Source organism: Roseateles rivi, from assembly GCF_043555845.1.
GTDB lineage: Bacteria > Pseudomonadota > Gammaproteobacteria > Burkholderiales > Burkholderiaceae_C > Roseateles > Roseateles rivi.
Map to the genome: position 1 here is coordinate 338,988 of NZ_JBIGHZ010000002.1, position 15,816 is coordinate 354,803.

Consider the following 15,816-nt stretch of genomic DNA (forward strand, 5'->3'; position numbering starts at 1 on the left):
GCGCCTCAGAACCTCAATGCATCAAGCTCCGCTGCGCGACAGTCGGGCTGAAAACACCGTACCGCCGGAGCTTGTGGACGGGCAGCCCCCCACAAAATTGGCGTACTTGGCATCGACCTGGAATGTCTGGGCCACATAGCCAGATGCCCCGAGGGTGAAGCCGTATTTGCCGGGTTGTGTGAACAAGCCGCACGGCAAGGTGCATACCAGCGAGTCCCCGTTTCGCGTGATCGAGGTGCCGCCAGCTGAGAGCACTTCACCCCGCACCGGCGTGCCGGCAAGGGTCACGTCCGAGATGGTGACCGTGCCCAGGCTGCGGCCCTGCTCATCCGTCACAGACTCGATGCGAAGAACAGGGTCCATGGCGGTGTGCACACATGCCCCAACCAGAGAATCGTCAGAACCACCACCGCCACATGCCGCAAGGGCGACGGTCGAGAGAAGAGTGCAGAGCCGAAGTTGCTTCATGGTTTTCCCAAAGGGGTTGGCACGGGGTCACGCCGCCAGGACGACCGACCCCCAGACCGCATCTGCAGCCCCGCCAGTCGAGAACAGCCTCATGCTAGAGCCCCCCCTGCCCAAGAGGAAGTCATACCGATGGGGGAAGGGGTTACCCAAGTACCGCCTGGGCGGCTGCGGCTCCAGGCCCTATCCAGCTGAAGCGCGAAACACTTTGGCCTGCGTGCTCTACAGACTCCAGAAACATGGCAAACGGCCGCACCCAGGCCCCCGAGTTGTTGTACAGCGGCCGATAGAGCACCAGCGGCTCCAGCGACTCGCTGTGGCGAACGACACCCAGCACCTCGTACTCGCCACCCTTGTAGTGACGGTAGCGGCCGAGGGGGATGGAGGGCAGAGGGGGGAGCTCGTTGGTCATGGTGAAGAAGGGCGCATCGCCGCGCAGCGGTGGCCGCTTGGTGTGTGCAAGGCGGAGCGAAAACCGACCCGCATCAAGTTTGATTGCGCGCCGAGCCCGCCACCAAATCAAACCGATACAGGCGGCACTCGATGGGGCCGTTCCACATGGGCACGCGGCGGTTGGCTTTGAGGCGCAGTTGGCCTTCGAGTTTCATTTCGGGGCACAGCAGCCAGGCGGTCCAGCCGGCGGGGTTTTGGGTGTAGGCACGTTTCCAGTGGGCGGCCAGGCGGGGGAAGAAGTCGGCGTCGGCGTGGCGTTGGTCCTCGCCTGGGTCGGTGGCGAAGGGCAGGGGGCGGTGGTGGGTGGCGGCTTTACCCAACACTTCGATGCGCTCACCGTAGGGTGGGTTGAGCATGAGGGTGCCGCCCAGGCCTTCGGGCAGGGTGGGTGCCGGGCGCTCCAGGGCGTCACCGCCGTTGAATTGCACGGCGTGGGCCACGCCAGCGCGGGCGGCGTTGCGCTGGGCGAAGTCGACCATGCGGAAGCTCACGTCGCTGCCGTAGATGGGCACGCGCGGGGGGTGTTCGGCCGCGCGGGCTTCGGCTTTGAGTTGCTGCCAGCGTGGCAGCAGGGCGGCGAAGGGGCGCAGGCGCTCGAAGGCGAAGCGGCGCAGTTGGCCGGGCGCGATGTTGCAGGCGATTTGCGCGGCCTCAATGGCGATGGTGCCGCTGCCGCAGCAGGGGTCGACCAGGGCGCCGCCAGCTTCGGGGGTGCCGCGCCAACCAGCGGCGGCGAGCATGGCCGCGGCCAGGGTTTCTTTGAGGGGGGCGTCGCCTTTGTCCTCGCGCCAGCCGCGTTTGAAGAGGGGCTCGCCCGAGCTGTCGACGTAGAGGGTGGCGTACTCGGGGCCCAGGTGCAGTTGCAGGGGCAGGTCGGGGTGACGCGTGTCGACGCTGGGGCGCTCGCCAGTGGCTTCGCGCAGCACATCGCACACGGCGTCTTTGATGCGCAGGGTGGCGAAGTTGAGGCTGCGCAGGGGCGAGCGCTGGGCGGTGGTGTCCACGCGCAGGGTGTGGCGCGGGGTGATCCAGCGGTTCCAGTCGGTGCGCCGCGCCAGGGCGTAGAGGTCGTCTTCGTGGCGGTAGGGCGCGCTGTCGAGTTCGATGAGCACGCGCTGGGCCAGGCGGCTGTGCAGGTTCAGGCGCAGCACGGCTTCGGCATGGCCCTCCACGGCCACGCCGCCGCGCTGGGTTTGGCGGCGCAGGTCGGGGCAGATGCGCTGCACCTCCTCATCCAGCCAGGGCTCGACGCCTGCGGCGCAGGGCAGAAAGAGGTAGAGCACTTCGCTCGCTTCGGGGTGGGGCACGTTCATCCCCAGATTGTCTCAGCCTCGGCTGGGTTCCAGTGGTAGACCAGGCGCTCAAAGTCCGGCAGCGGCACGGGCCGCGCAAAGCGGTAGCCCTGGAAGGCGTGGCAGCCCATGCGCCCGAGCAGGGCGTGTTGGGCGTCGGTTTCCACGCCCTCGGCGATGACGTCCAGGCCCAGGCTGTTGCCCATCTGGATGACGGCGTGGGCGATGGCGCGGGCATTCGCCTCCGTGAGCAGGTCGCGCACAAAGCTTTGGTCGATTTTGAGCTGCGCCAGCGGCAGGCGCTTGAGGTAGGCCAGCGAGGAGTAGCCGGTGCCGAAGTCGTCCAGCGAGAAGCGCAGGCCCAGCGCACGCAGCTGCTCCATGAGCGCGATGACGGCTTCGACGTCCTCGATGACCGCGCTTTCGGTGATCTCCAGCTTGAGGCTGTGCGCGGGCACGCTGCTGCGCTGCAGCAGGTCGATCAGGTGGTCGGCAAAGCCTTTTTGGCGGAACTGCCGCACGCTGAGGTTGACCGCCAGCGACAGCGGCGCGAGCAAAGGGTCCGTGGCCCAGCGCCCCAGCAGCTCGCAGGTTTGGCGCAGCACCCACTGGCCCAGGGGTTCGATGAGGCCGGTCTGCTCGGCCAGGGGGATGAACACGGCAGGGGAGATCCAGCCGCGCGTGGGGTGGCGCCAGCGCAGCAGCAGCTCGCCGCCGATGAGCTGGCCCGAGCGCCCCACCTGCGCCTGGCAGTGCAGCTCCAGCTCCCCGGCTTGCAGGGCACTGCGCAGGTCCAGCTCCAGGGCGATGCGTTCGGCCATTTCGGCCTGCACGCGCGGGTCGAAGAAGCAAATGCGATTGCGGCCCTGGGATTTGGCCTGGTACATGGCGTGGTCGGCGGCTTTGAGCAAATCCTCAGGGTTGGCCACTGGGCTGCCGCCCCACAGCACGATGCCAATGCTGGGCGTGCTGTGGTGCAAGTAGCCGTCGAGCTGGTAGGGCTGGCCCAGCACGTGCAAGAGCTTTTCAGCGGCCACCTCGGCGGCCACTTCAACACTGCGCGCACCGGGCTCGGTGCTGCTGCCAAGGTCTTGCAACACCACCACGAATTCGTCGCCACCCCAGCGCGCCACGGTGTCATCGGCGCGCAGCACGCGCTGGATGCGCTGGGCCACCTCTTTGAGCATGAGGTCGCCCATGCTGTGGCCCTTGTTGTCGTTCAGAACTTTGAAGTGGTCCAGGTCGATGAACAGCAGCGCACCGCTGCGCGAGTGGCGCCGCGCCGAAACCAGGGCATGCTGCAGCCGGTCCATGAGCAGGCGGCGATTGGGCAGCTCGGTGAGGGCGTCGTAAAAGGCCAGGCGCTCGATTTCGGCTTCGACCTGCTTGCGCTCGGTGATGTCGCGCGTCAGGCCCACAAACAGCGGTTGGCCTTCACGCTCGATTTGCGACAGCCCCAGCGTCATGGGAAAGACCGTGCCATCTTTGCGCAGACCCGAAACATCGCGGTTTTGCCCAATCACACGCGCCACGCCGTGGCTGAAGTAGTTGGCGATGTATTGCTTGTGGTGCTGGCTGTCGGGCAGCGGCATGAGCACATTGACATTGCGCCCCAGCAGCTCTTCCATCGGGTAGCCGAACATGCGGCAAGCGGCGGGGTTGATGGATTCGATCACCCCGCTGGCATCGGTGGTGATCACACCGTCGAGCATGTGGTCCAAGATGGCTTGGGTGTGGCTGGCTTGGTCGCGCAGCTGCTGCTCGGTCTGGCGCGCTTGGGTGATGTCCAGCAGCGTGGCCACGATGCGCAGCGCCCGGCCCTGCCCGTCCCAGGCGGTGGCCCGGCCTTTGGCGTGAATCCACACCACCTGCCCGCTGCTGTGCTGCATGCGGAACTGCTGCGACCAGCCCGAAGCGTCGGTGTGCGCAATTTGCTGCTGCAGCGCCTCGTTCACGCTGAGCTGGTCGCGCTCCTCCACATGTTGCAGCCACTGGCGCAGCGGCACGGCCTCGGGCGTGGGCGGGCAGCCCAGCATGTGCCAGCAGCGCGCGTCGCTGTGCAGCAAATCGGTGGACACATGCCAGTCCCACAGCCCCAGGGCCGCACCGTCCAGCGCCAGCGCGGTGCGCTGGGCGGCCTCGCGTTCGGCCTCGAACTGGCGCTGGCGCATGGCCACCAGCTGCAGGCGCCGCCGCTGCCACAGCCCCAAGCCGGAGAGCGCCATCAAAGTAATGGCCCCGCCCGTGAGCAAGGCCAGCATGACTTGGCGCCGCCAGGGCGCCTCCACATCGGCCACCGAGCGCCCCACGGCCACCACCAGGTGTTTGTTCAGCACAAAGCCCTCGGGCTTGATGGTGCGCACGCCCACCAGACGCTCGTCGTCGCTGAGCACCGACTTCATGTGCTGCAGGCTGCTGAGTTCGCCCTCGCGGACATGCCGGGCCAGGATGGACCCGGCCGTGGCCCGCATGTTTTTGCCCACCCAATCGGGTCGCTCGGGCAGGACGCCAAAGAGCAGGCCGTCCTCATGCGCCATGGCCACCCATTGGTTGGCCGAGGGCTGGGCCATGCCCATGACGAGCTGGAAATACTCCGGCTCCAGCGTCGCCGCCACCACCCCGCTGAAGATGCCGCGATGGTTGAAGGCGGCCCGCGACAGCGTCACCGTGTAGACCCCCATCGCGCTCTCGTAGGGCTCTGAGAGGTAGAGCTGGTTCATGGCCGGCGTGTTCGAGGGCAGGCGAAAGTAGTCGCGCTGGCTCACATCACGGTGAAGCATTTCCGGGAATGAGCTCGCCACCACCACCCCCTGCGGGCTCACCAGTGTCATGCCACGCACCCCGGGAATGGAGCGCGCCAGCGTGCTCAGCAGTTCACTGCCACGCTGCGTGCGGGTGGCCTCGCCCCAGGCGGCGCTTTGCAACATCACGGTCTTGAGCGCGGTGTGTGCCGACACCAGTTGCTGACCCAGCACGTTGTCCAAGGCCTCCACCTGGGCTTGCAGCTTGTCGCTTTCGGTGCGCAACAACACGTCCCGCTCATGGTGCAGCCACAGCGAGGCCACCGCCCAGCACAGCCCCAGCACAGCGCCGGTACCTAGCCAGTGGCGGCGGGTATCCCTTCTGAAACTTTGGGTGGTCAGCTCGGGCATGCAAGAGCACGTGAAAAGGTACAGACGAGGGCAAGCGTCCAAAAGCGCCCGCCATGGTGCGCGGATTCGCCCGCGCGCATTCCGTAAATTTATGGGGGATTTTGAGGCCTACCGGGGGAATAGGCTATTGATTTCTTCCGAGCACTCGAGTAGGAAAATCTCAGCGCCTTAGCGCGCTTTGCGTTGCGCGGCGGGTGCGATGCGCAGCGCCTCTCGGTACTTGGCCACCGTGCGGCGGGCCACTTGGATGCCTTGCTCTTCCAGCATCTGGGCCAGCTGGTTGTCCGACAGCGGCTTGGCCGCGTCCTCCGCCGCCACAAACTGCTTGATGAGCGCACGCACCGCCGTGCTGGAGGCGGAGCCCCCGGTCTCGGTGCTGAGGCCGCTGCCGAAAAAGTACTTCAGCTCGAAAGTGCCCCAGGGCGTGGCCATGTATTTGGCCGTGGTGACGCGCGAGATGGTGGACTCGTGCAACTCCAGCTCGTCGGCGATTTCGCGCAGCACCAGCGGCTTCATGGCCAGCTCGCCGTGGGTGAAGAAGCCGCGCTGGCGCCGCACAATGGCCTGGCTCACGCGCAGGATGGTGTCAAAGCGCTGCTGCACGTTTTTGATGAACCAGCGCGCCTCCTGCAGCTGGCCGCCAAGCGGCGTCTGGCTCAGACCGCGCGCGGCGCGCAGCGCCTCGGCGTAGAGTTGGTTGATGCGCAGGCGCGGCATCACATCGGGGTTGAGCTGCACGTCCAGACCGCGCCCGGTTTTGCGCACGATGACATCGGGCACCACGGCGCTGGCCTCGGTGCGGCCAAAACGCCGCGCCGGGTGTGGCTCCAGCGTGGCGATGAGGGCCGCGGCCTCGCGCAGCGCTTCTTCGTCCGCGCCGGTGAGCAAGGCCAGGCGGCGCCAGTCGCGCCGGCCCAGCAGGCCCAAGTCCTGCTGGCACACGCGCAGCGCCAGCTGCTGCTGCGGGCTGGGGCTTTGGCGCTGCAGCTGCAATTGCAGGCATTGCGCCAGGTCGCGCGCGCCCACGCCGGTGGGGTCCATGCTGTGCAGCAGGGCCAGGGCCAGGCGCAGCGCGTCGTGCACGGCCTCGCGCTCTTCCTCGCTGCTGTCGGGGCTGGCAAAGCTCTCGGCCAACTCTTCCAGCGAGTCTTCCAAAAAGCCGTCTTCGTTGAGAGATTCGATCAGCGCCAGCAAGGCCGCGCGGTCCATGGCGCCCAGCTGCATGCCCGCCATTTGCTCGCGCAAATGGTCTTGCAGCGTGACGACGCCGGCGTCGCGCTCCTGCGCGCCGTCCTCACCCTCGCCACCCAGGCCTTCGCCGCGCAGCGAAGGCAGCTCGCGGATGCCGTCGAAATCGTCGTGCTCGGTGCCGTTTTCCCAGTCGTCACGCTCGGTGCCGCCAAAGTCCTCGGCCTTGAGCTCGCCGTTGGCCTCGCCCTCATGCGCGGCGTCGCCGCCTTCAGCGCTGGGTTCGTGCACGCGCTCAGAGGCCGGAGCGGCGAGGGGGGTGCTGCCTTCGGCGCGCTCGTCGCCCTCGCTGTCGGGCTCCAGCAGCGGGTTGCTGGCCAGCATCTGCTCCACCTCCTGCTGCAGCTCCAGCGTGGAGAGCTGCAGCAGCCGTATGGACTGCTGCAGCTGCGGCGTCAGCGCCAGGTTCTGCGAAAGGCGTACCTGCAGGGTGGGTCTCATGGCGGGCCCTGCAGGCGCTTACATGCGGAAGTTCTCGCCCAGGTACACGCGGCGCACATCGGGGTTGTCGACGATGTCGGCGGGGGCGCCTTCAGCCAGAACGGCCCCTTCGCTGATGATGTAGGCACGGTCGCAAATACCCAATGTCTCTCGCACGTTGTGGTCGGTGATGAGCACGCCAATGCCGCGCTCTCGGAGGAAATGAATGATGCGCTGGATCTCTAAAACAGCTATGGGGTCAACCCCGGCAAAGGGCTCGTCCAGCAGGATGAAACGCGGCTGAGTGGCCAGGGCGCGTGCAATTTCCACACGGCGGCGCTCGCCACCGGAGAGCGCCGGGGCCGGGCTGTCGCGCAGCCGCTCGATGGAGAGCTCGTGCAGCAGGCGGTCGAGTTCGGCGTCCACGCGGGCTTTGGGCCAGGGCTTGCCCTTGTCGTCCACCTGCAGCTCCAGCACCGCGCGCACGTTTTCGGCCACGGTGAGCTTGCGAAAAATCGACGCCTCCTGCGGCAGATAGCTCAGCCCCATGCGCGCGCGCTCATGGATGGGCAGGCGCTGCACGGGTTTGCCGTCGATGTGGATGCTGCCCGCATCGGCCCGCACCAGGCCGACGATCATGTAGAAGCTGGTGGTCTTGCCCGCGCCGTTGGGACCCAGCAGGCCCACCACCTCGCCGCTGCGCAGGTCCACGTGCACGTTCTTGACGACCTTGCGCACGCCATAGCTTTTCTGCAGGCCCTCGGCCTGCAGCCGGCTGCCACCATCCACGCCGGGTGCACTCATGGTGTGCGGCCTGGGTTGATCTGGCGCGCGGGCTGCAGCTGCAAGGCCTCGCTGGCCGCCGCATCCGGTGCCGAGGCCCCACGCGGCATGACCATGCCGCGGATGCGCCCGCCGGGGTTGGGCGCGCTGGCGCCGGGGTTAACGTCCAGCACCTCGGTGCGGGCGTTGAAGCTGATCTGCGCGCCGCTGAAGGCGCTGGTGATCACGCTGCCGCGCCGTGTCTGGATTTCGGCATTGCCGATGAGGCGAACCATGTCGCTGCGCTCGTCGTACTCGATGCGGTCGGCCCGGCCGTGAATGACCTCGCCGGGCTGGTCGCGGTCTTGCTGGAAGGTCACCTGCTGACCCACCGCACCATGCGCCTGCGCCCGCTGGTAGCCCTGCGCATCGGCCTGCAGCGTCAGGCGCTCGGCGCGCAGCAGCATGGAGCCCTTGGTGAGCACCACATTGCCGCTGAGCTCCATGGCTTGGCGCGCGCCTTCGTAGCGGCCCTGCTTGAGGGCTTCGAAAATCAGCGGCTTGTCGCGGTCTTCCTTGGCGGCGTGGGCGGCCGAGCACAGGCTCAGAGCGGCCACGGCCGCCACGAGCGCGCGCCAGGGCAGGGCGGTGAGTGGGTTTACAGCCTGCATGCCATCACTTCCCGCGCACCTGGCGGATCAGGGCGTCCATGGTCTGCAAAGTGCTTTGCGCCAGGACTTGTTCCGACACCCGCTGCTGCTGAATCTGGTGCAGCGACGGCGCCGTGACAAAGCGGCCTTGAATGGCCACCGTGGGCACGCCTTCGATGCGGTAGGCCTCAGACAGGCGCTCGGCCTGCTGGCACTTGGCGGCCACGCCAAAGGAGTTGAAGGCGCTTTGGAACTTCTGCGGGTCCACCCCCAGCGGGCCGAGGAAATCGGCCATGGCCTTGGGCGTGTCCAGCGCCAGGCCTTGCGACTGCAGGCCCGCGAAGATGGCCGGGCGCGCGCGCGCTTCCAGGCCCAGGGCGTCCAGGGCGTAGAACATCTTCTGGTGCTGCTTCACGTTGGCGCGAAAGGCCACGTGCACCTTGCGGAACACCACATCGGCAGGCAGCTTCTTGGCCCAGTCTTCGATATAGGGCTCAAAGATGTAGCAGTGCGGGCAGCCGTACCAGAAGAACTCGAGCACCTCGATTTTTCCGGGCGCGTTGGTGGGCACGGGTGTGGCCAGGCGCTTGAACTGCTGGCCCTCCACGGGCTGGCGCTGCGCCAACACCGGCGCACTCAAACCCAAACCCAGGGCCGAGGCCCCCATCCCAGCTGCAAACTCACGGCGTTTCATGGCTTCTCCTTGTCTTGCTTGATCTCTGGCCCGCGTGCTGCCTCAGGCGCGGCGGCGCAGCTGCTCCAACAAATAATCGGTCACGACCAGCGCACGGCGGCCTGCCTCCTGGCGGCTGGCCGCACCCACACCCGCCATGGCCGGGGAGGTGATGTAGCGCCCGCCCACGCACAGCGTGGGCACGCCGCTGTCAGACAGCGTACGCTGCACCAGCTGGTTGGCCTGCTGCATGCGTGCCTGCAAACCAAACGACTGCCACATGGACTTGAATTTGGCGCCATCCACCCCCTGGCTCACCACAAACTGCGCGATGGCCTCCTCGCTGTCGAGCGCCAGGTGTTGGCGGTGCAGGGCGTCAAAAATGCGCGGGCGCAGCCGCGATTCCTCGCCCATGGCCTCCAGCGTCAGAAACAGCTGCTGGTGCTGGCGGATCTGTGCGCGGCCGCCCACATGGACTTTGCGCAGCACCACACCGGCGTCGAGCTTTTGCGCCCAGTTCACCAAATAGGGCTCAAAGCCGTCGCACACCGGGCAGCCGTACCAGAAGAACTCGGTCACCTCAACAGCCCCACTCGCGGCGGGTTGGGACTGGCGCAGGGTTTTGAAATGCACACCCTCTACAGGCGCGCCCTGAGCTTGGGCCAGCGCCACGCTCCCGAGCAGCAGCGGCGCGGCGGCCACGCCCAGCAGGTCGCGGCGCTTCACCGCTGCACTCCCACCAGCACGGCTTCGATGCCGGCAGATTCGAGCTTGGAGCGGGCGTCATCAGCCTCGGCGCGGCTGTCCAGCGGGCCCACGCGCACGCGGTAGACGGTGCGGCCAGACTGCTCTTTCTCGAACACCTTGGCCACAAAGCCCTGCAGGGCCAGCTTGGCGCGCTGCTGTTCGGCTTCTTCATGCTTGTTGAAGGCCCCGGCTTGCACAAAGAACACCGTGCTCGCAGGTGCTGAAGCGGCAGGCGCTGCCGCCGTGGGCTTGGGCGAGGGCGCGCTGGCGGCTTTGTCCGCCACATGCGTGGGCTTGGCCGCAGGTGCGGCGGGAGCAGCCGGGAGGCTGGGCTGCGCCAGCACGGGGCTGGGGGCCGAGGCCTGAGGTGCGGCCACCGGCGGCTCCACGCTGCCCGTGCTGCCCACCACGCCTGAGGCGACGCGCCCGGGCTTGCTGCCCAGGGCGGCGTTGGGGTCCCAGCTGCGGTTGCGCTCGGCCTCCTGGCTGTCTTGCTCGGCGGTGCGCTGGGGCAGTTTGTCCACCAGCGGCACCGGCGTTTTGGTGATGAAGAGCGCCACCCCCAAGGCCAAACCCAGGCCCACCAGCAGGCCGACGATGAGGCCCAGGGCAAAGCCGCCGCGTTCGCTGTGGCCAGCTTGGCCGCGTGGGCGTTGGGCGGATGGCTGCTTGTTGCCGCTCATGGACGGGTCCCTCTCTCGCTTGGGTGTGGTGTTTGTGGTGGTGTCAGGCGGCGCTGGCCTCACGCTCCATGGCGTCAGGGGCCGAGACCCCCAACACCGCCAGCGCGTTGCGCAGCACCTGGCGCGTGGCTGCCAGCAGCGCCATGCGCGCACGGGTCAAGCCCGCTTCCTGGCCCAAAAAGCGCTCCGCGGCATAGTAGCTGTGGAAGGCCCCGGCCAAGTCGCGCAGGTAAAACGCCACATCGTGCGGCGCCAAATCCTGGGCGGCGCTGCTGAGCATGCGCGGGTAGTCGGCGAGCTTGAGCATGAGCGCTGCTTCGGTGGGTGCGGTGAGCTGGCTCAGATCGGCCTCGCTCAGGCTGGCCTCCTCGCCGCCCTGGCTGACCCAGTGGCGCAGCACCGAGCAGATGCGCGCATGCGCGTACTGCACGTAAAACACCGGGTTCTCGTCGTTTTGCTGCAGGGCCAAGTCGACATCGAAGGTGAACTCGGTGTCGGCCTTGCGGCTGATGAGGAAGAAACGCACGGCGTCGCGGCTGGTCCAGTCGACGAGGTCGCGCAGCGTCACGTAAGAGCCCGCTCGCTTGCTGATCTTGACCTCCTGGCCGCCCTTCATGACCGTGACCATCTTGTGCAGCACATAGTCCGGGAAGCCCTGGGGGATGCCCACGTCCGCCGCCTGCAGGCCGCCGCGCACGCGCGCGATGGTGCCGTGGTGGTCGGTGCCCTGGATGTTGATGCACTTGGTGTAGCCGCGCTGGAATTTGTTGATGTGGTAGGCCACATCGGGCACAAAGTAGGTGTAGCCGCCCTCGGACTTGCGCATCACGCGGTCCTTGTCGTCACCGTAGTCGGTGGTGCGCAGCCACAGCGCGCCGCCTTCCTCAAAGGTCTTGCCCTGGTCGATGAGGCGCTGCACGGTGCGCTCCACGTCGCCACCGCTGTAGAGGCTGGTCTCCAGGAAGTAGTGGTCGAACTTCAGGCCAAAGGCTTGCAGGTCCAAGTCCTGCTCGCGGCGCAGGTAGGCCACGGCGAACTGGCGGATGCCGTCGAGGTCGTTCACATCGCCGCTGGCGGTGTAGCTGCGGTCGTCGGCCTGCACGGTTTCGCGGCGCACGAAGGCGTCGGCGATGTCCTGGATGTAGTCGCCGTTGTAAGCCGCCTCGGGCCAGCCTGCCATGCCGGGCTTGAGGCCCTGCAGGCGCTTGTGCGTGGAGTCGGCCAAAGTGGCGATTTGCACACCGGCGTCGTTGTAATAGAACTCGCGCAGCACCTTCCAGCCCTGGGTGGCGAAGAGGTTGCACAGCGCGTCGCCCAACGCCGCCTGGCGGGCGTGGCCCACGTGCAGCGGGCCGGTGGGGTTGGCCGAGACAAATTCCACCAAGGCTGAGCGGCCGCAGGCGGCTTGCTGACCGAAACGCGCGGCGTCTTGCAGCACTTCGGCCACCACGGCTTGTTTGGCGGCGTCTTTCAAGCGGATGTTCACAAAGCCCGGGCCGGCAATCTCCAGCGCCTGCACCCATTGCTGCACAGCGCTTTGCGCCTGCAACGCAGCCACCAGGGCCTGGGCCACTTCACGTGGGTTTTTGCGCAGCGCCTTGGCCAGGGGCATGGCCGCGGTGCAAGCCAAATCGCCATGGCTGGCTTGTTTGGGCGTTTCGAAATTGGCTGCCGGGGCGGCGGCCAAGGTACCGGCAGCCACAGCCTCTTGGCTGAGGGACTGGAGCACGTGGTCCAGCGCGGCGAGCAAATCCTGCTTAGCTTTGATCATGATGTTGCCGATTCTACGGACTGGGGGGCACAGCCAGGTGCAGGCCGCCCGCCGTCCCCCCTGAAACCAGCCCCCTGATATTGCAAGCGCTGCGCCTCGCCGGTCCATGGACGAATTCATGCCCACCCAACCCTATGAACGCGACGACAGCCCCACCGCGCCGGGCTTGCCTGCGCGCGTGGGGCGCTACCGCCTGGTGCGCCGCCTGGGGGAGGGGGCCACCAGCGAGGTTTTTCTGGCGCGTGATGAATTCCGCCAAATCGACGTGGCCGTGAAGCGGCTGCGCGATTGGAACGCGCTCTCGGCCGCCGAACAGGGCCTGGTGCGGCGCTTTTTTGCCTCGGAAGCGGCGCTCTCCGGACGCTTCAAACACCCCAATGTGGTGCAAATTCTTGACGCCATTGACGACGAAGACGCGCCCTATCTGGTGATGGAGTACGTGCCGGGGGTGACGCTGCGGCGCTTTTGCCGCCCCGACCAGCTCCTGCCGCTGGAGCAAATCGTGGAATTGGGCTTCAAGTGCGCCATGGCCCTGTCCTATGTGGCGGGGCAAGGGGTGATCCACCGCGACATCAAGCCCGCCAACCTGCTGGGCGTGATGGATGCCCAGGGGCGGCTGGTGGATGTGAAGGTCACCGACTTTGGCAGCGCCTTGCACCTGCACGCCGAGACCACCCAGGTGCAGCGCGTGGGCTCGCTGAGCTATATGCCGCCCGAGCAAATCGACGGCGGCAGCCTCGACACGCGCGCTGACATGTACGCGTTGGCCGCCGTGCTCTACCACCTGGTGGCCGGGCGCCCGCCCTTTGAGGCCGAGCACCAGGCCGCCTTGCTGCACCAGATCTACCACCGCGCGCCGCCACCGCTGGTGGGCGCACGCGCCGACGTCAGCCCGGCGCTGCAGAGCGTCATCTTCCGCGCCCTGGCCAAGCACCCCGCCGACCGCTACCCCGACTGGGAAGCCTTCGCCCAAGCCCTGTCGGCCTTGGTGACACAGCAGCAAGTGCCGCTGGCCCCCTTGCAAGAGGTGCGCGACTCGGAACGCTTCACGCTGCTGCGCTCGCTGGAGTTTTTTGCCGACTTTGGCGACATCGCCCTGTGGGAGGTGGTGCACCGCGCCCGCTGGCAGCGCTTCCCGGCCGGGCATTGCCTCTACCGCACGGGGCAGACGGGCAACAGCTTTCACATCATCGCTCTGGGCGGGGTGGAGGTCTGGCGCGACGGCCAATGCGTGGCCCGGCTCGCCGCAGGCACCTCGGTGGGCGAAATGGCCTACCTCGCCCCCAACCCCGAGCTGCGCCTGCACAGCACGGATGTGCGCATCACCGAGCAGACCACCACGCTGTCATTCACGCCAGACACCCTGGCCCAGCTCAGCCCGGAATGCCGCCACGCCTTTGACCGCGCGTTCATCCAGGTGCTGGTGCGCCGCCTGCACGCCGCACACGAAGCCCTGGCCCACCCGCGGCGCATTCTCTAAGGCCCTGCTCCTCCTCCAAACTGGGGGGCCGCTCTTGGTCAACCCGGCTTGAGGCCGACCCGTTGCTATGCTCAACTGGTCCCATCCACCCCATGTCAGGGGCTGGTCACTTGAGGAGAGAGTCGCAATGAAAAAACTGTCGCTGATCCTGGTCCTGGGCTTGCTGGCCTTCGGCGCCCAAGCCGCCGAACCGGCCAAAGAAGCCAAGAAAGAACCCACCGCGCAGCAGCAGCGCATGAAGCAATGCAATGCCGACGCCGAGGGCAAAAAAGGCGACGAGCGCAAGGCCTTCATGAAGAGCTGCCTCTCCAATAAAGCCCCGGAAGCCGCAGCAGCGAGCAGCACCCAGCAGTCCAAAATGAAGCAATGCAATGCCGACGCCAAAGGCAAGAGCGGCGACGAGCGCAAAGCCTTCATGAAGAGCTGCCTCTCGAACAAGGCCTGAGCGCCGCGGGGTTTCAAGCCCGCCAAAAGCCGCCCCGTTGTCGGGCGGCTTTTTTCATGGCCTCTTCAGCGCGTGCCCACGCCGCGCGCCAGCAGGGCGCCCAGCACGGGCAGCAGCATGAGCAGGTGGGCTTCCCACATCACCCAGCGGCGGGTGGACTGCACTTCGGCCGCCTCGGGCAGGGCGCCGGTTTGCAGTAGTTGGCGGCGCCATTGGCGAAAGCGCAGGGTGGGGCGCAGGGACAGCAGGCCGATGAGCACAAACACCGTGAGCTTGGCGTGCAGCAGCGGCTGCGACCAGTACCAGGCACCGCCCTTCATGCCCCAGTAGGCGCGCGCCAGGCCGCTGGCCAGCACCAGCAGCGCGGCCACGGCGTAGAGCAGGTCCAAGCGCACCAGGCGGTGCACCACAGCGGCGTTGAGCCACTCGGTGCGGCACAGCGCGGCCTGGCTGCCTAGGAAAACGACCAGGGTCATGATGGCCAGAAAGTGAACGGCGGCCAGGGTGGCTTCAAGTGTCATGAATGGCTTTCAGGAGATGGGTCCTCACCGCGCAGCCAGTAGCTGGGCAGGGCGTAGTGTTGTTTCAAAAAATCAATCCACAGCCGCACGCGCAGCGGCAGCAGTTTGCGCTGCGGCACCAGCGCGTAAATGCCATTGGGCGGCGCGGCAAAGTCTTCCAGCACAGCTTGCAGGCGGCCGGCGCGTACATCGGCCGCCACCTCCCAGGTGCTGCGCCAAGCCAGGCCCAGGCCCTGCACGCACCAATCATGCAACACCTGGCCGTCGCTGCAGTCCAGGCGCCCGCTGGGGCGCAGGTGCTGCACCTGTCCGCCCACCGAAAAGGCCCAGCCGCGCGACTGGCTGGCTTCGGAGCTCAGCACCAGGCAGGCGTGGCGCAGCAGCTCCTCGGGGTGCTGCGGCGTGCCCGCGCGCGCCAGGTAGCTGGGCGCGGCCACGCACAGGCGGCGGTTGTCAGCCAAGCGCATGCTGATGAGGCTGGAGTCCGCCAGGTCGCCCACGCGCACGGCGCAGTCATAGCCCTCGTTGACGATGTCCACGATGCGGTCGCTGAGGTTGAGCGAGAGGCTCAAGCCCGGGTGCTGCGCCAGGAATTGCGGCACCAGCGGCGCCACATGGCGGCGCCCAAAGCCCGCCGGGGCGGTGACGCGGACATGGCCCTGCGCCTGCACGCTGCCGGCGCTGACCTGGGCCTCGGCGTCCTCAAAGTCCGCCAGCAGGCGCTGGCAGTCCTCCAAAAACGCCGCGCCCTCGGGCGTGAGGTTGAGCCGCCGCGTGGTGCGCAGCAGCAGCTTGGTGGCCAGGCGCGCTTCCAGCGCGTCAATGCGCCGGCCAATCACCGCGGGTGCCAAGCCTTCGGCCTGGGCCGCGGCGGTGAGGCTGCCGCGCGTGGCGGCCAGCACAAAGGCTTCGATTTGCTTGAGTCGGTCCATGGGGCAGGGGAGCTTTGCTTGGGCAATCCTAAGCAATCCGTGCCAAAGCCTGTTTGATTCGTGCAAAAACGTCAGGAGTGTGTAGCCCAGCAGCCATGCAATCCCAGCGCTGGGGCGCACTA

15 protein-coding genes are annotated in these 15,816 nt (G+C 67.3%); 2 read left to right on the forward strand and 13 right to left on the reverse strand.

Annotated elements, in window-relative coordinates:
* Positions 1 to 21 precede the first annotated feature (21 nt).
* From ACG0Z6_RS05565 to argS, 11 genes are all read right to left on the reverse strand, one after another.
* Positions 22 to 363: a hypothetical protein gene (locus ACG0Z6_RS05565; RefSeq protein ID WP_394459294.1), complete on the reverse strand. Its 342-nt coding sequence runs from the start codon at positions 361 to 363 to the stop codon at positions 22 to 24.
* 247 nt (positions 364 to 610) lie between these two features.
* The gene (locus tag ACG0Z6_RS05570) at positions 611 to 877 is read right to left on the reverse strand and encodes a DUF1653 domain-containing protein (RefSeq protein WP_394459296.1); all 267 of its coding nucleotides are present in this window, start codon (positions 875 to 877) and stop codon (positions 611 to 613) included.
* Between the two features lie 73 nt (positions 878 to 950).
* On the reverse strand, positions 951 to 2,231 hold the full coding sequence (locus ACG0Z6_RS05575) for a THUMP domain-containing class I SAM-dependent RNA methyltransferase (protein WP_394459298.1): 1,281 nt from the start codon (positions 2,229 to 2,231) through the stop codon (positions 951 to 953).
* On the reverse strand, positions 2,228 to 5,362 hold the full coding sequence (locus tag ACG0Z6_RS05580; RefSeq protein WP_394459300.1) for a bifunctional diguanylate cyclase/phosphodiesterase: 3,135 nt from the start codon (positions 5,360 to 5,362) through the stop codon (positions 2,228 to 2,230). The genes ACG0Z6_RS05575 and ACG0Z6_RS05580 overlap by 4 nt, the downstream gene beginning before the upstream one ends.
* A 168-nt stretch (positions 5,363 to 5,530) precedes the next feature.
* Complete coding sequence (locus ACG0Z6_RS05585; RefSeq protein ID WP_394459302.1) at positions 5,531 to 7,051, reverse strand: RNA polymerase factor sigma-54; 1,521 nt, start codon at positions 7,049 to 7,051, stop codon at positions 5,531 to 5,533.
* An 18-nt stretch (positions 7,052 to 7,069) separates the two neighbouring features.
* On the reverse strand, positions 7,070 to 7,834 hold the full coding sequence (gene lptB, locus ACG0Z6_RS05590; protein ID WP_394459304.1) for an LPS export ABC transporter ATP-binding protein: 765 nt from the start codon (positions 7,832 to 7,834) through the stop codon (positions 7,070 to 7,072).
* Positions 7,831 to 8,463 (reverse strand): lipopolysaccharide transport periplasmic protein LptA, encoded by a 633-nt coding sequence (lptA, locus tag ACG0Z6_RS05595; RefSeq protein ID WP_394459306.1) that lies wholly within the window; start codon positions 8,461 to 8,463, stop codon positions 7,831 to 7,833. Before lptA ends, lptB begins: the two co-directional genes overlap by 4 nt.
* A 4-nt stretch (positions 8,464 to 8,467) precedes the next feature.
* Entirely contained in the window at positions 8,468 to 9,136 is a 669-nt protein-coding gene (locus ACG0Z6_RS05600; protein ID WP_394459308.1) for a thiol:disulfide interchange protein DsbA/DsbL, read from the reverse strand.
* A gap of 42 nt (positions 9,137 to 9,178) precedes the next feature.
* The gene (locus ACG0Z6_RS05605; protein ID WP_394459310.1) at positions 9,179 to 9,841 is read right to left on the reverse strand and encodes a thiol:disulfide interchange protein DsbA/DsbL; all 663 of its coding nucleotides are present in this window, start codon (positions 9,839 to 9,841) and stop codon (positions 9,179 to 9,181) included.
* The gene (locus ACG0Z6_RS05610; RefSeq protein ID WP_394459312.1) at positions 9,838 to 10,545 is read right to left on the reverse strand and encodes an SPOR domain-containing protein; all 708 of its coding nucleotides are present in this window, start codon (positions 10,543 to 10,545) and stop codon (positions 9,838 to 9,840) included. Before ACG0Z6_RS05610 ends, ACG0Z6_RS05605 begins: the two co-directional genes overlap by 4 nt.
* A 43-nt stretch (positions 10,546 to 10,588) precedes the next feature.
* Complete coding sequence (argS, locus tag ACG0Z6_RS05615) at positions 10,589 to 12,316, reverse strand: arginine--tRNA ligase (RefSeq protein WP_394459314.1); 1,728 nt, start codon at positions 12,314 to 12,316, stop codon at positions 10,589 to 10,591.
* Between the two features lie 118 nt (positions 12,317 to 12,434).
* On the opposite strand from argS, the gene ACG0Z6_RS05620 reads away from it, so the two are divergent.
* Both ACG0Z6_RS05620 and ACG0Z6_RS05625 read left to right on the forward strand, forming a co-directional pair.
* Positions 12,435 to 13,796, forward strand: coding sequence for a serine/threonine-protein kinase (locus ACG0Z6_RS05620; RefSeq protein WP_394459316.1), 1,362 nt, complete (start codon positions 12,435 to 12,437; stop codon positions 13,794 to 13,796).
* A gap of 127 nt (positions 13,797 to 13,923) precedes the next feature.
* Entirely contained in the window at positions 13,924 to 14,241 is a 318-nt protein-coding gene (locus ACG0Z6_RS05625; RefSeq protein WP_394459318.1) for a PsiF family protein, read from the forward strand.
* A 65-nt stretch (positions 14,242 to 14,306) separates the two neighbouring features.
* Here ACG0Z6_RS05625 and ACG0Z6_RS05630 read toward each other — a convergent pair whose 3' ends face one another.
* Both ACG0Z6_RS05630 and ACG0Z6_RS05635 read right to left on the reverse strand, forming a co-directional pair.
* A complete protein-coding gene (locus ACG0Z6_RS05630; RefSeq protein WP_394459320.1) occupies positions 14,307 to 14,762 on the reverse strand; it encodes a DUF2214 family protein in 456 nt (151 codons plus the stop codon).
* Positions 14,759 to 15,694 carry a LysR family transcriptional regulator gene (locus ACG0Z6_RS05635; RefSeq protein ID WP_394459322.1) on the reverse strand — a complete coding sequence of 312 codons (936 nt, stop codon included), beginning with the start codon at positions 15,692 to 15,694 and terminating at the stop codon, positions 14,759 to 14,761. Before ACG0Z6_RS05635 ends, ACG0Z6_RS05630 begins: the two co-directional genes overlap by 4 nt.
* Between the last annotated feature and the right edge of the window lie 122 nt (positions 15,695 to 15,816).